The organism is Thiohalocapsa marina (genome assembly GCF_008632335.1).
Lineage (GTDB): Bacteria > Pseudomonadota > Gammaproteobacteria > Chromatiales > Chromatiaceae > Thiohalocapsa > Thiohalocapsa marina.
The window spans coordinates 107309-120774 of record NZ_VWXX01000007.1 but is presented as its reverse complement, the minus strand read 5'-3'; the positions used below and the strand labels follow the sequence as shown (position 1 = coordinate 120774).

The window sequence follows — 13466 nt, the reverse complement described above, 5'->3', positions numbered from 1 at the left end:
AGGGCTGGAGCCCACGCGCGATGCCTTATATCCCCGCTGCCAAGGCAGCGGCAGAACTCGCCCAAGGGGCCATCCCTGGATGATGCAAGCCATGCACCGATTCATACCGCTGCTCGTGTTGCCGCTGCTGGTGGGCTGCGGCGCCTCCAAGACCGTGGAAAAGATCCTGCCGGACCAGACGCTGGAGTACAAGAAACAGCGTGAGGCCTCCGAGAACCTGGAACTGCCGCCGGATCTGGCGGGCGCCACCTTCGACGACGTGCTGGACATCCCGTCCGCCAGTGGCACCACCACCTACTCCGACTACGCCGGCGGACGCGCCGCGCGGCGGCAGGTGGCCAGCAGCGGCGAGGTGTTGCCGGAGGTGTCCGGCGTCTCGCTGGAGCGTTCCGGCGACCGCCGCTGGCTGAAGGTGGAGGCCTCGCCGCAGACGGTCTGGCCCAAGGTCGTGGGCTTCTGGCGCGAGCAGGGCATCCTGCTGCTGGAGCAGGATCCGGCGGTCGGCGTCATGAAGACCGACTGGCTGGAGAATCGCGCCGAGATCCGCAAGGACTTCGTTACCCGGCAGCTGCGCAAGATTGTCGACGGGCTCTACGCCACCAGCACGCGGGACCAGTTCCGCGTGCGCATCGACGCTGGCTCGGCGCGCAACACCACCGAGATCTACCTGTCGCATCGCGCCATGGAAGAGCGCCTGGTGCGCAACACCGTCGGCGAGGGGTCGACCACGGTATGGGAGCCGGCCCCGTCGGATCCGGAGGTGGAGGCCGCCATGCTGCGGCGCCTGATGCTCTATCTGGGGGTCTCCGACGGCGAGGCCTCACGGATGCTGGCCGCCAGCGGCGGCAGCGCCGCGACCACCAGCCGCACCGTCGGCGCACGGCTGGTGCAGTCCGGCGGCGGTAGTGAGCTGGTGATCCCGACGGAATTCCGCCAGGCCTGGCGCCGGACCGGGCTGGCACTGGATCGCACCGGCTTTGCGGTGGAAGACCGCAATCGCAGCGAGGGTGTGTTCTATGTCCGCTATGATGATCCGACCCGCGACGGCAAGAAAAAAACGGGCATGCTCTCCCGCATGGCCTTCTGGTCCGACGGCTCGTCGAAGAAGGGACCCGAGCAATACCGGGTGAAGCTGGTGGGCGGTGCCGACGAGACGCGGGTGACGGTGCTCGATGCCGCTGGCCAGCGCGATACCTCGCCCACGGCGGAGCAGATCTTGAGCCTGCTGCATGAACAACTGCGCTGAATGCGCTTCGCTGTCCTCGGCAGCGGCAGCCGCGGCAATGCCACGCTGATCGAGTCGCGCGGCAGCCGCGTCCTGGTGGATTGCGGCTTCGCGCTGCGCGAGATCGAGCGTCGGCTGGCGGACATCGAGGTGGCAGCAGCCAGCATCGGCGCCATCGTCGTCACCCACGAGCACAGCGACCACGTCACCGGGGTCGCGCGGCTGGCTACCAGGCATGGCATCGAGGTCTGGACCTCACCGGGGACCTGGAAGGGGGCCGGCGCCCCGGAGGTGCCCGGGCTGCGCCTGTTCAACGGCCATGGTCGCGGCTTCGGCATCGGAGATCTGCGCTTCCGGCCGATACCGGTCCCGCACGATGCCCGCGAGCCCTGTCAGTTCACGGTGGAGGGCGATGGCCGCCGGCTCGGCATCCTCACCGACACCGGCTGCCTGACGGCGCGCATCCGCGAGCACCTGCGCGAGTGCGACAGCCTGATCCTGGAGACCAATCACGATCCGCACCTGCTGCGTGACGGACCCTATCCGCCCAGCGTGCAGCGGCGCATCGCCGGCCCGTTCGGGCATCTCAGCAATCAGCAGGCGGCGGAAGTGCTGGACGCAGTCAACCACCGCGGACTGCGGCGTGTGCTGCTGTCGCATATCAGCGCCCGCAACAACCGGGCGGAACTGGCGCTGGAGGCGGTGCGCGGCGTCGATTCAGGCATCGACGCCGCGTTTTTGGTGGCGGAGCAGGATCGCGCCACCGGCTGGCTCGAGGTCTAGCGAGACGCTGATTTTTTGGCCTCCTGCCCCGCGCGGGAAACGCTGAATGAATCAGCGTTTCCTCAGCCCACGCTAACCGAGGTTTCGTCGCCGGTTGCTACAGCAGCCCGACGATGCAGTCGATGGCCGCCTGGTTGTTGCCCGCCGGATAGAAGCTGTCGATGTCGCTGGAGAAGGTGGTGGCGTCGATCCGGCCGGCCCCGAGCTTGCTGGTCACGTCGACAAAATAGGTGTCGTCGCTCGCCGTGCCCAGCAGAAAGCCGATCGTCTGGCTGCCGATGCTGTGGTTGCCGCATCGGGCCTGCACTTGGTCCAGGAAGGCATTGCTGGCCGGGCCTTCCGGCGCCACCAGCCCCCCGCCGCAGCCGCTGAGTAACGCGCCGCTCAGCAGAGCGCCGGCACCCAGGGCGCCGATGGTGCGCGTGACCCGAGCGCTCCGGCGGGGCGTGCGCTCGAGCGCGGACCCTTTCATGCCGGACATGACGGCTCAGCCCAGGCCGAGGATATGGTAGCCGGTGTCGACGTAGAGCACGTCGCCGGTGATGCCCGATGCCAGGTCGGAGCAGAGGAAGGCGGTGGCGTTGCCCACCTCGTCGATGGTGACGTTGCGGCGCAGCGGTGTCTTCTCTTCCACCTGCTTGAGCATGGAGCGGAAGTCCGAGATGCCGGCGGCGGCCAGGGTGCGGATGGGGCCGGCGGAGATGGCGTTGACGCGGGTGCCTTCCGGGCCGAGGGACGCGGCCAGGTAACGCACGTTGGCCTCCAGGCTGGCCTTGGCCACGCCCATGACGTTGTAATTGGGCACCGCGCGCACGGCACCGAGGTAGCTCATGGCCACCAGGGAACCATTGCGCCCGGCCATCAGCGAGCGCCCGGCCTTGGCCAGGGCGCCAAAGCTGTAGGAGCTGATCTCGTGGGCGGTGTTGAAGCCCTGTCGTGTCAGCACGTCCACATAGTTCCCTTCCAGTTCCTCCTTGGGCGCGAAGGCGATGGAGTGGATGATGCCGTCCAGTCCGTCCCACTGCTCGCCCAGGGCGCCAAAGCAGGCGTCGATCTCCTGGTCACTGGTGACATCCAGCGGCAGCACGATGCCGGAGCCGCATTTGGCGGCCAGATCCTTGACGCGCTCCTGCAGCTTTTCGCCCTGGTAGGTGAACGCCAGTTCGGCGCCCTCGCGCTGCATGGCCTGCGCGACGCCCCAGGCGATGGAGCGGTTGCTGGCGACACCGGTGATCAGGAAGCGTTTGTTGGTCAGGAATCCCATGCGATGGTTTCTCACTCTGTGGTGGGGTAAGGCTGACAAGGGCAATGCGGGATGCGATGATGCCGCCATGCTTGCAGCGCATAACCTTACCGAAACCGCGCCATCGGCGAAAGTCTGCCGTCAGGGGGCCGCTTGTTCTCCCTTTGCGTCGGTCTCCGCGGCCTGTTTACCGCAGAGGCGCGGCGGACATGCGAGAAACGCCGGGAAGGCACAGCATGCCCGGTGTTTTCTCAGTGCCCTCAGCGCCTCTGCGGTTCAACGGGATTTTGTCGCTTGGGTGGCGGTTTGGTGTGTCGCGCTGTTGCTGACCGGCTGTGGCGAGCCGCCCTGGAACAACCCCTATCCGCCGGAACGGGCAGGGGAGACGGTGCTGTATGGTTCCTTCGGCGAACGGCCAAAGCACCTGGACCCGGTGCGTTCCTACAGTTCGAACGAATACGCCTTCATCGCCCAGATCTACGAGCCGCCGCTGCAGTATCACTACCTCAAGCGGCCCTATGCGCTGGTGCCGCTCACGGCGGAATCGGTGCCCGAGCCGCGCTTGCTGGATGCGGCGGGCAACCCGCTGCCGGCGGACGCCGCCGCCGACGTGGCGATCAGCGAGTACCTGGTGCGCATCCGTCCGGGTATCCGTTATCAGCCCCACCCCGCCTTTGCCCGCGATGACGCGGGCGGCTACCGCTATCACGCGTTGACCCCGGAGCAGGCAGGGCGGCTGAATACCCTGGCGGACCTGCCCGAGACCGGCAGTCGCGAGCTGACCGCCGAAGACTATGTCTATCAGATCAAGCGCCTGGCGGCGCCCTGGCTGCATTCGCCCATCGCCGGCCTGATGGCGGAGCACATCCTGGGCTTTGCCGACCTGTCGCGTCGCCTCGGCGAGCTGGCGCCGCCGGCACAGGACGGCGAGCGGCCCTTCTTCGATCTGCGCAAGGTGCCCTTCGACGGCGCCGAGGTGGTGGACCGCTACAGCTTCCGGGTGCGCATACAGGGTCGCTATCCGCAGTTCATCTACTGGCTGGCGATGCCCTTCTTCGCGCCCATGCCCTGGGAGGCGGAGGCGCTGTATCAGCAGCCCGGCATGAAGCAGAGCAACCTGACGCTGGACTGGTATCCGGTGGGCACAGGGCCCTTCATGCTCACCGAGAACAACCCCAACCGGCGCATGGTGCTGAGCCGCAATCCCGACTTCCATGGCGAGCGCTACCCCAGCGAGGGCATGCCCGGCGATGCCGAGGCGGGCCTGCTCGACGATGCGGGCAAGGAACTGCCGATGATCGATCGCGCGGTCTACAGCCTGGAGAAGGAGGGCATTCCCTACTGGAACAAGTTCCTGCAAGGGTACTACGACAGCTCCGGCATCAGCTCCGACGCCTTCGATCAGGCGGTGCAGTTCGATGCCGCCGGCCAGGCCGGGCTCACCGAGGCCATGCGCGAGAAGGGCATCGAACTGGTGACGGCGGTGGATACGTCCATCATGTACATGGGCTTCAACATGCGCGACCCGCTGCTGGGGGGCGACTCCGAGCGGGCGCGCCTGCTGCGCCAGGCCATCAGCATTGCCGTGGACTTCGGCGAGTACATCTCCATCTTCGCCAACGGCCGGGGCGTCGAGGCCCAGGGACCGGTGCCACCGGGGATCTTTGGTCATCGCGAGGGCGAGGCCGGCATCAACCCGGCTGTCTTCCGCTGGCAGCACGGTCGGCCGGTGCGCCGAAGCGTCGACGAGGCCCGGGCCCTGCTGGCCGAGGCGGGTTATCACGATGGTCGTGACCCCGAGACCGGTCGACCGCTGACCATCTACTACGAGGCCATGGATGCTGGTCCTGACGGCAAGGCTCGGCTGAACTGGATGCGCAAGCAGTTTGCCAAGCTCGGCATCGAGCTGGTGGTGCGGGCCACCGACTACAACCGCTTCCAGGAGAAGATGCGCAAGGGCACGGGGCAGGTGTTCATGTGGGGCTGGAACGCGGACTACCCGGACCCGGAGAACTTCTTCTTTCTGCTCTACGGCCCGAACGCCAAGGTCGACGGCGGCGAGAATGCGGCCAACTACCGCAATACGGAATTCGACAGCCTGTTCGAGCAGATGAAGAACCTGCCGGACGGTCCCGCGCGGCAGCAGATCATCGACCGCATGACCACCATCCTGCGCCAGGATGCGCCCTGGGCCTTCGGCTACTATCCCAAGTCCTTCAGCCTGCATCATCGCTGGCTGGACAACGTCAAGCCGAACCTGATGGCCAACAACACCCTGAAGTACCGCGCGCTGCAGCCCGAGGTCCGGGCGCGGCTGCGCGAGGCCTGGAATCCGCCGGTGCTCTGGCCCATTGGCGCGGCCGTGCTGCTGCTGGTGCTGGGCGCGGTGCCGGCGATGCTCATCGCCCGCCGGCGCGAGCGGAGCAGCGCGCGATGAGTGCCTACCTGATCCGTCGGCTGTTCTATGCGCTGCCCATCCTGATCGGCGTGAACCTGATCACCTTTGTATTGTTCTTCGTGCTCAACTCGCCGGACGACATGGCGCGCATGCAGCTCGGCGACAAGCGCGTGACCCAGGCGGCCGTGGACAGCTGGAAGGCAGAGCACGGCTACGACCAACCGCTGCTGTTCAATGCCGATGCGCCCGGGCTGGGGGCGTTCACCGAGACCATCTTCTTCCAGAAGTCGGTGAAGCTGTTCGCCTTCGACTTCGGCTCGTCCGACAGCGGCCGCGACATCGGCTACGACATCTCCCAGCGCATGTGGCCGAGCCTGGCCATTGCGCTACCCGTGCTGCTGGTGGGGCTGGCGATCAACATCAGCTATGCCCTGATGATCATCTTCTTCCGCGCCACCTACATCGACTGGGGCAGCGTGGTGCTGCTGGTGGCCATGATGTCCATTTCCGGGCTGTTCTACATCATCGGCGGGCAGTTCCTCATCGGCAAGCTGTTCCATCTGGTGCCCATCTCTGGTTACGACACCGGACCGCAGGCGACCAAGTTCCTGATCCTGCCCGTCATCGTCGGCGTCATCGGCGGCATCGGCAGTGGCACGCGGCTGTACCGGACCTTTTTCCTGGAGGAGATCAACCGCGACTATGTGCGCACGGCCCACGCCAAGGGGCTGCGTGAGCGGGTGGTGCTGTTCCGGCATGTGCTGCGCAATGCGCTGATCCCGATCCTGACCGGCGTGGTCGCGGTGCTGCCGCTGCTGTTCATGGGGGCGCTGATAACCGAGTCCTTCTTCGGCGTGCCAGGGCTCGGCAGCTACACCATCGACGCCATCAACCGGCAGGACTTCGCCATCGTTCGGGCCATGGTCTTCCTGGGCTCGGTGCTCTACATCCTGGGCCTGATCCTGACCGACCTGTCCTACACGCTGGTGGATCCGCGGGTGAGGTTGTCCTGATGCCGGTGCTGCTGACCACGGATGTGCTGATCTTTCTGCTGTTTGCCTTGGCGGTCGGCTTTGGCGTCTACGCGGCCCGGCACGAACATCTGCGGGCGCCCTGGCGCAGCGTCGTACGTTCGCCGGTGGGGGTCGCGGCCCTGGTGGTGATCTGCTTCTATGTCGGCATCGGGCTGCTGGACTCGCTGCATTTTCATCCGCGTATCGAGCCCCCGTCCGTGATCGCGGCGGCAGCCGATGCCGGTGGGACGGGTGAGGAGGCCGCGCCGACCGCGCGCTACTCGACCCAGGTGCTGTCGGTGCTGGATCTGTGGCTCACCGGCCTGCGCGAGCGTCAGGAGAAGACCTTCTCCGCGCCCTTTGCGACCCACCTGTTCGTGAAGGAGGCGATCGAGCAGCCGGACGGCAGCGTCCTGCGGGCCTATCCGCGGCTGGCGCATGGCGGGGCGCATCTGGCGGATCCCGCCCAGCGCAACCGGGATGTGATGCTGCGGGGCCTGCTCGGCCTGGTCAAGGGACTGATGGCCTGGACGGTCCTGGCGGTGCTGCTGGTCGGTCTGCTGGCCTGGCGCCGCGGCGAGTCCTTCAGCGCCGTGGGCGAGGCGCTCTGGCACGGCCGGCTGAGCGCACACACGGCGGGCGACGGCCGTTCTGATGACCCTTCTGATATGGGCAGCGAGGGGGCGCCCGGCGACGGCATCCCCTGGCGGGTGGCCCTGCTCACCCTGGGGCTGATGCTGGTGCTCTGCTTCATCGCCGCGGAGCTGGCGGCGACGTATCACATCCTCGGCACCGACAAGGTGGGTGAGGACGTCTTCTATCAGAGCCTGAAGAGCATCCGCACCGGGCTGGTCATCGGCACCCTGACGACGCTGGTGATGCTGCCGGCGGCGGTGATCCTGGGCATCATGGCCGGCTACTTCCGCGGGCTCACCGATGACATCATCCAGTATCTCTACACCACCCTGAGCTCGATCCCGGGGGTGCTGCTGATCGCCGCGGCCATCCTGATGCTGCAGGTCTACATGACCAATAATGCGGAGCAGTTCGACAGCCTGGTGCAGCGGGCGGACCTGCGCCTGCTGTTCCTGTGCCTGATCCTCGGCGTGACCAGCTGGACCGGGCTCTGCCGGCTGCTGCGCGGCGAGTCGCTGAAGCTGCGCTCCGCCGATTACGTGCAGGCGGCCACTGCGCTGGGCGTGCGCAATTCCACCATCATCGGCCGGCATATCCTGCCGAACGTGCTGCACATCGTCATGATCACCGTGGTGCTGGACTTCAGCGGCCTGGTGCTGGCCGAGGCGGTGCTGTCCTACGTGAACATCGGCGTCGATCCCACCATGAACAGCTGGGGCAACATGATCAACAGCGCGCGTCTGGAACTGGCCCGCGATCCCATCGTCTGGTGGTCGCTGGCGGCGGCTTTCGTCTTCATGTTCACCCTGGTGCTGGCGGCGAACCTGTTCGCCGACGTGGTGCGCGATGCCTTCGACCCGCGGCTGAGGAGTGCGCGATGACCGAGGTGCTGCTGCAGGTCGAGCAGTTGACCACCGAACTTGCCGCTGCCGGTTCCTCTGGCGGCGGGGCGGTGCGGGTCTGCGACGCTGTCGGTTTCGACATCCGCCGCGGCGAGACCCTGGCCCTGCTCGGCGAGTCCGGCTGTGGCAAGTCCATGACGGCGCTATCGCTGATGCGGCTGCTGCCGTTGTCCGGGCGCATCACGGCCGGCGCTGTGCGGCTCGACGGCACCGATCTGCTCGGCCTCTCGGAGCGCGACATGCGTGGCGTGCGCGGCGGGCGCATGGGCATGATCTTCCAGGAGCCGCAGACCTCGCTGAACCCGGTGCTGACGGTGGGCGCCCAGATCGCCGAGGCCGTGCAGCTGCATGGCACGCCGCCCCGGGGACGCGGACGCAGCGGCCGATGGATACAGGACCGCGTGGTGGAGCTACTGCGGGCCGTGGGCATCCCGGACCCGGCGCGCCGCGCCGGCGAATATCCGCATCAGCTCTCCGGCGGCATGAAGCAGCGGGTGATGATTGCCATGGCCTTGGCCGGGGATCCCCAACTGCTCATCGCCGACGAGCCCACCACGGCCCTGGACGTGACCATCCAGGCCCAGGTGCTGCAACTGCTCAAGGGGCTGCAGCAGCAGACCGGCATGGCGGTGCTGCTGATCACCCACGATCTGGGCGTGGTCGCTGAGACGGCCGACCGACTGGCGGTGATGTACGCGGGCCAGATCGTCGAACAGGCCACCAGCGCGGACTTCTTTGCCGGCCCGGCGCACCCCTACAGCCGCAAGCTGATGGAGAGTCTGCCGAGCGCGGACAAGCGCCACGGGGCGCTGGCGGTGATCCCGGGCCGCGTGCCGCCGCTGGACCGGCCGTTCAGCGGCTGTCGCTTCGTCGAGCGCTGTTTCCGCGCCATGGACCGCTGTGGCGAGACCGCACCCGGCTGGTATCCGGCCGCCGATACAGCCGCCGGCACAAAGGGGTCGCAGGACGCGAGCCTTGATCCTGCGACTGACGCCAGCGGGCATATGGTGCGTTGCCTGCTCTGGGAGAATGCCGACGTGGCCACTGTCTGGCCGACGGCGGCGAGGCCCGCGACAGACGAGACGGCCCAGCCCGCCGGGCCTGCCAGCTCCGCCGTGTCTGCCGCGGCCACCGCCCCCAGGCAGGCAGCGCAGGCGCAGCGTGACAACAGGCCCCCGGCCGAACACCCCACGCTGCTGGCGGCCCGCGACCTGCAGGTGCATTTCCCGATCCAGCGTGGCCTGTTCAGGCGCACCGTGGGCTATGTGAAGGCGGTGGACGGCGTGGACCTGGACCTGCGTCCGGGCCGCACCCTGGCGCTGGTGGGGGAGTCTGGCTGCGGCAAGACCACGGTGGGCAAGGGCATCCTGCAACTGGAGCGGCCCACCGGCGGCAGCATCCGCTACAACGGCGATGATCTGGCCCGCCTCGGCGATGGTGCCATGCGCCGCCATCGCAAGGATCTGCAGATCATCTTCCAGGACCCCTTTGCGTCCATGAACCCGCGCATGCTGGTGGGGGATATCGTCGGCGAGGGGCTGCAGGCCCTGGGCATCGAGCGCGGACGCGCGGCGCGGCGGCGGGTGGCGGAACTGCTGGAGCAGGTGGGCATCGGCGAGCAGGCCATGGGGCGTTACCCGCACGAGTTCTCCGGCGGCCAGCGCCAGCGCATCTGCATCGCCCGGGCGCTGGCGGTGGAGCCCAGGATCATCGTCTGCGACGAGCCCACCAGCGCGCTGGACGTGTCCGTGCAGGCACAGATCCTGAACCTGCTGAAGCAACTTCAGCAGGACCTGGGGCTCAGCTATCTGTTCATCACCCACGACATCTCGGTGGTAGCCTATCTGGCCCACGAGGTGGCGGTGATGTACCTGGGCCGCATCGTCGAGCGCGGCACTACCGCCGAGGTGCTCGACGACCCGCGCCACCCTTACACCCGGGCGCTGCTGTCTGCCGTGCCCATGGTGGAGCGGGCGCATCGCCGCCGCAGGATCCAGCTGGACGGGGACATGCCGTCGCCGTCCGACCCGCCGGCGGGCTGCCATTTCCATCCGCGCTGCCCCGAAGCGCTCCCTGGCTGTGCCGCGGCCTATCCCGATGCCGTGCATCTGAGCGACAGCCGATTCGTCCGTTGTGTCCGGGACAGGGTGCCGAACCCGGAGGTCGGTGCCTGAGATCAGTCCCGGGCATCATTGCTGCGAGACGACGCAGGGGGCGACGGAGGGGCGACTCCAGGGGGTTGACTCAGGGGTCTGACTCAGGGGTCTGACTCAGGGGTCTGACTCAGGGGGCTGACTCAGGGGGCTGGCTCAGGAAGCTGGCTCTGGATTTGACCCAGGTGCTGCATCCAGGAATGGCTGCATCAGTTCCGGAATGCGCCTGCCTACCTCGGAGAAGGCGTCCAGCGGGACCGGCGGCGAGAAGAAATAGCCCTGGCCGTAATGGCAGCCCATTGCCCGGAGCCTCCGCACATGCTCCGCATCCTCCACGCCCTCCGCCACCACCTGCATGCCGAAGCTGTCGGCGATGGCCGTGACGGCCTCCACCAAGGCCCGGTCGCCGGCATTGGTGGCGAGATCGCGGATGAAACCCTGGTCGATCTTCAGCCGGTCCACCGTGAAGCGCTTGAGGTACGAAAGCGACGAATAGCCGGTGCCAAAATCGTCCAGAAAGACCCGGAAGCCACGGGCGCGCACGGCGTCGAGCCAGGCCTGGGCGCCGTCGACATCGCTGATAAGGATGCTTTCGGTGATCTCGAGCGCCAGCGATGCCGGCGCAAAGCCAAGGCGCTGTGCCAGTTCATGCAAGGCATCGGGCGTGAGGCCCTTGGGGATCTGGTGGGCGGAGACGTTCACCGACAGGTACAGGTCCCGGCCCGCGTGTTGCCAGGCGGCCAGTTGCCGCCCGGCGGACTCCAGGATCCAGCGCCCCATGTCGTTGATCAGGCCGGTCTCCTCGGCCAGCGGGATGAATGCGTTCGGCGGCACCAGCCCGCGCTGCGGATGTTGCCAGCGGATCAGCACCTCGGCGCCGACCAGCGCTCCCCGTTGCAGGTCCACCAGCGGCTGAAAGAAGGGCACGAACTGGCCGTCGCGGATGGCATGGCGCAGATCCGTTTCCAGTTGATGCCGTTCCTGGGCGAGTCGGGCCAGATCCGGATCGAAGAAGCAGATCGGGCCACCGGGGCCGGCCTGCGCGCTGGCCAGGGCCAGATCGGCGTGCTGGAACAGCGTCGCCACGGGGTTTGCCACCGTACCGGTATGGAAGGCAATGCCGCCGCTGAGGGTCAGTGTCAGCGGTGCGCCGGCGATGAAGACTGGCTGCTGCGCGTCGGCGAACACCTGCTCCAGCATGCGCTCGATCTCCAGCGCGGGTGCCGGGTCCGCCATCAGCAGCGCGAACTGGTTCTCGCCGACACGGGCGATCAGGTTGGCGCCCTCGATCCCCGACGACAGACGCCGGGCGGTTTCTGTCAGCAGGGCATCACCGATCGCCGGATCCAGACCGCTGCTGAGGCGTTTGAAGTTGTCCAGGCTGATCAGCACCAGGGCGATGGCCCGTTCCGGACGGGGTGGTTCGGCCTCCGGGTCCGAGGCCTGGATCAGGGCACGCAGGCGCTGTTCCAGGCCGAGCTGGTTGGCCATGCCGGTGATGCGGTCCGTCACCGCCAGCCGTCTGGCGGACTGTTCGGCCTCCAGGTGATGGGTCACGTCGTGCAACACGCCCTGGACGGAGCGGTCGGTGATGGGTGTGAGCACCACGCTGAGCCAGCGCTCGACACCATCCGGGTGGGTGTGGCGGAGTTCGGCCGATTGGGTCCGCGGGGTATCCTGCGCGCCCGAATCGCGGCGGGGGTTCCCGCCGGTGTTGCGGCAGTCGGACAACAGCTCGGCCAGCGGTTGTGGGTCGTGCCAGTCCAGATCCAGCAGCGCGAGTTCGCGCTCGGGACGGGTCTCCGAAGAGAGCCCCATCAGTCGCGCGAAGGCGGGATTCCAGGAGCTGAGCAAGCCCTGGTGGTCGATCTGGAACAGGCCGGTATCGGCGTTTTCGAAGATGGCGTGGTAGCGCTGTTCGTCGATCTCGCGCTGGATGCGCAGGGCGCGCTCGTCTTCCAGCGTTCGCACCAGGCGGTCGGCCAGGCGGTTGACGTCCGCGACCAGCAGGCCGATCTCGGACCCGCGGTGGCCGGCCGGCACCTGCAGGCGTTCGCCGCGGGTGGCGTCCATGCCGTGCAGCCGGTCGGAGATCGCCTTGATCGGGCGGATGATCAGCAGCAGCGTTGCCGCGGCGAACGCCAGCGCCACCAGCAGCAGCTGCATGGCCATCTGCAGCATGAGGATCCGTGTCTCCTGCCGCAGTTCCTGGTCGATCAGCGCCTGGTTGGGCGTCAGCAGTACGCGGCCTACCGGTGTTTGGGGTGAGAACGGGGAGTAGATGTCGCGCACCAGCACTCGGCTGTCGGGCGTCACCGCGGCAGCGGCGTCCGTTGCCTGGCGACTGCTGTCCGCCAGCGGGACGCCGTCCGCCTCGACCACCACGGACAGTACCTCGGAGTTGCGCAGCAGGCCGGCAATGAGCTCGCCCGCCAGGACATCATCGCGGGTGAAGCAGGCGATGCTGGCGGTGCTCTCCACCGTGTCCAGCAACTGGCTGAGGCGCAGTTCGGTGGCCTGCTCGGCGCGGGCGCGATTGTAATGCAGGTTGATCGCGACGGTAACGGCGCCGAACAGCAGCAGCACGCCCAGCAGGATCAGACCGGCGCGGGCGAGAATGCTGTGATGCCAGCGGGTGCGGATGGCTGTCATCGACCTGGCTCCGGACCCAGACCCAGACCCAGACCGAGCACGACCCGGAGGCGCTCGGAGAGCTCGTCCGGGCGAATGTAGGCGACCGCCCCCGGCGTGTTCGCAAGCCGCTCGATCATGTCGTCCAGGTCGTGCGCCTTCTGCGGCGGCTCGGTCTTGCCGGAAAACACCAGCCGCGCCCAGTAGGCGCGGATCTCGGCGGGGCTCTTGTCAACCAGCAGGCGGTAGAAATCGGTCATCAGCGCCTCATCGCGCGAGCGGTCGATGGGGACGGCCGCCTGCGCGTTCGGCAGCCGCCGGAATCGGCCCAGAAAGATGTTGATGACCTGCTCCCGCGTCAGACGGTCCAGGCCGCTGGCGGGGTCCATGACCACCAGGACCGGCTCGGCCGCCCGGGCTGCGCCGACACCGATTGCGAGCACGATGGCCAGCAGCAGGTGTGCCCCTGTGCGACGTTCCAT

10 protein-coding genes are annotated in these 13466 nt (G+C 67.6%); 6 read left to right on the top strand and 4 right to left on the bottom strand.

The window, feature by feature from the left end; translation table 11 throughout:
• Positions 1-91 precede the first annotated feature (91 nt).
• Both bamC and F2Q65_RS07545 read left to right on the top strand, forming a co-directional pair.
• Positions 92-1246 carry an outer membrane protein assembly factor BamC gene (gene bamC / locus F2Q65_RS07550; RefSeq protein WP_246156047.1) on the top strand — a complete coding sequence of 385 codons (1155 nt, stop codon included), beginning with the start codon at positions 92-94 and terminating at the stop codon, positions 1244-1246.
• Positions 1247-2008 (top strand): MBL fold metallo-hydrolase, encoded by a 762-nt coding sequence (locus F2Q65_RS07545; RefSeq protein WP_150092013.1) that lies wholly within the window; start codon positions 1247-1249, stop codon positions 2006-2008.
• A 97-nt stretch (positions 2009-2105) separates the two neighbouring features.
• Here the strand turns inward: F2Q65_RS07545 and F2Q65_RS07540 are convergent, their stop codons facing one another.
• The gene (locus F2Q65_RS07540) at positions 2106-2489 is read right to left on the bottom strand and encodes a hypothetical protein (RefSeq protein ID WP_246156045.1); all 384 of its coding nucleotides are present in this window, start codon (positions 2487-2489) and stop codon (positions 2106-2108) included.
• 6 nt (positions 2490-2495) lie between these two features.
• A complete protein-coding gene (locus F2Q65_RS07535) occupies positions 2496-3272 on the bottom strand; it encodes an enoyl-ACP reductase FabI (RefSeq protein WP_150092011.1) in 777 nt (258 codons plus the stop codon).
• Positions 3273-3549: 277 nt separating this feature from the next.
• Here F2Q65_RS07535 and F2Q65_RS07530 point away from each other — a divergent pair, with 277 nt between their 5' ends.
• From F2Q65_RS07530 to F2Q65_RS07515, 4 genes are read left to right on the top strand one after another with little or no spacing between them, the layout of a single operon-like run.
• Positions 3550-5688: an ABC transporter substrate-binding protein gene (locus F2Q65_RS07530; RefSeq protein ID WP_246156043.1), complete on the top strand. Its 2139-nt coding sequence runs from the start codon at positions 3550-3552 to the stop codon at positions 5686-5688.
• Positions 5685-6662: an ABC transporter permease gene (locus F2Q65_RS07525; RefSeq protein WP_150092007.1), complete on the top strand. Its 978-nt coding sequence runs from the start codon at positions 5685-5687 to the stop codon at positions 6660-6662. Before F2Q65_RS07530 ends, F2Q65_RS07525 begins: the two co-directional genes overlap by 4 nt.
• The gene (locus F2Q65_RS07520; RefSeq protein ID WP_150092005.1) at positions 6662-8179 is read left to right on the top strand and encodes an ABC transporter permease; all 1518 of its coding nucleotides are present in this window, start codon (positions 6662-6664) and stop codon (positions 8177-8179) included. Before F2Q65_RS07525 ends, F2Q65_RS07520 begins: the two co-directional genes overlap by 1 nt.
• Positions 8176-10374: an ABC transporter ATP-binding protein gene (locus tag F2Q65_RS07515; protein ID WP_150092003.1), complete on the top strand. Its 2199-nt coding sequence runs from the start codon at positions 8176-8178 to the stop codon at positions 10372-10374. The genes F2Q65_RS07520 and F2Q65_RS07515 overlap by 4 nt, the downstream gene beginning before the upstream one ends.
• A gap of 135 nt (positions 10375-10509) precedes the next feature.
• On the opposite strand, the gene F2Q65_RS07510 is transcribed toward F2Q65_RS07515, so the two are convergent.
• Positions 10510-13005 carry a putative bifunctional diguanylate cyclase/phosphodiesterase gene (locus tag F2Q65_RS07510; RefSeq protein WP_150092001.1) on the bottom strand — a complete coding sequence of 832 codons (2496 nt, stop codon included), beginning with the start codon at positions 13003-13005 and terminating at the stop codon, positions 10510-10512.
• Positions 13002-13466, bottom strand: a complete 465-nt coding sequence (locus F2Q65_RS07505; RefSeq protein ID WP_150091999.1) for a hypothetical protein — start codon at positions 13464-13466, stop codon at positions 13002-13004. The genes F2Q65_RS07510 and F2Q65_RS07505 overlap by 4 nt, the downstream gene beginning before the upstream one ends.

Bases quoted from the DNA above. Each gene is read 5' to 3' on its own strand.
- F2Q65_RS07540 (WP_246156045.1), bottom strand. From the start codon at position 2,489: ATGTCCGGCATGAAAGGGTCCGCGCTCGAGCGCACGCCCCGCCGGAGC.
- F2Q65_RS07515 (WP_150092003.1), top strand. From the start codon at position 8,176: ATGACCGAGGTGCTGCTGCAGGTCGAGCAGTTGACCACCGAACTTGCC.
- F2Q65_RS07510 (WP_150092001.1), bottom strand. From the start codon at position 13,005: ATGACAGCCATCCGCACCCGCTGGCATCACAGCATTCTCGCCCGCGCC.
- F2Q65_RS07525 (WP_150092007.1), top strand. From the start codon at position 5,685: ATGAGTGCCTACCTGATCCGTCGGCTGTTCTATGCGCTGCCCATCCTG.
- F2Q65_RS07520 (WP_150092005.1), top strand. From the start codon at position 6,662: ATGCCGGTGCTGCTGACCACGGATGTGCTGATCTTTCTGCTGTTTGCC.
- F2Q65_RS07505 (WP_150091999.1), bottom strand. From the start codon at position 13,466: ATGGAACGTCGCACAGGGGCACACCTGCTGCTGGCCATCGTGCTCGCA.
- bamC (WP_246156047.1), top strand. From the start codon at position 92: ATGCACCGATTCATACCGCTGCTCGTGTTGCCGCTGCTGGTGGGCTGC.
- F2Q65_RS07545 (WP_150092013.1), top strand. From the start codon at position 1,247: ATGCGCTTCGCTGTCCTCGGCAGCGGCAGCCGCGGCAATGCCACGCTG.
- F2Q65_RS07535 (WP_150092011.1), bottom strand. From the start codon at position 3,272: ATGGGATTCCTGACCAACAAACGCTTCCTGATCACCGGTGTCGCCAGC.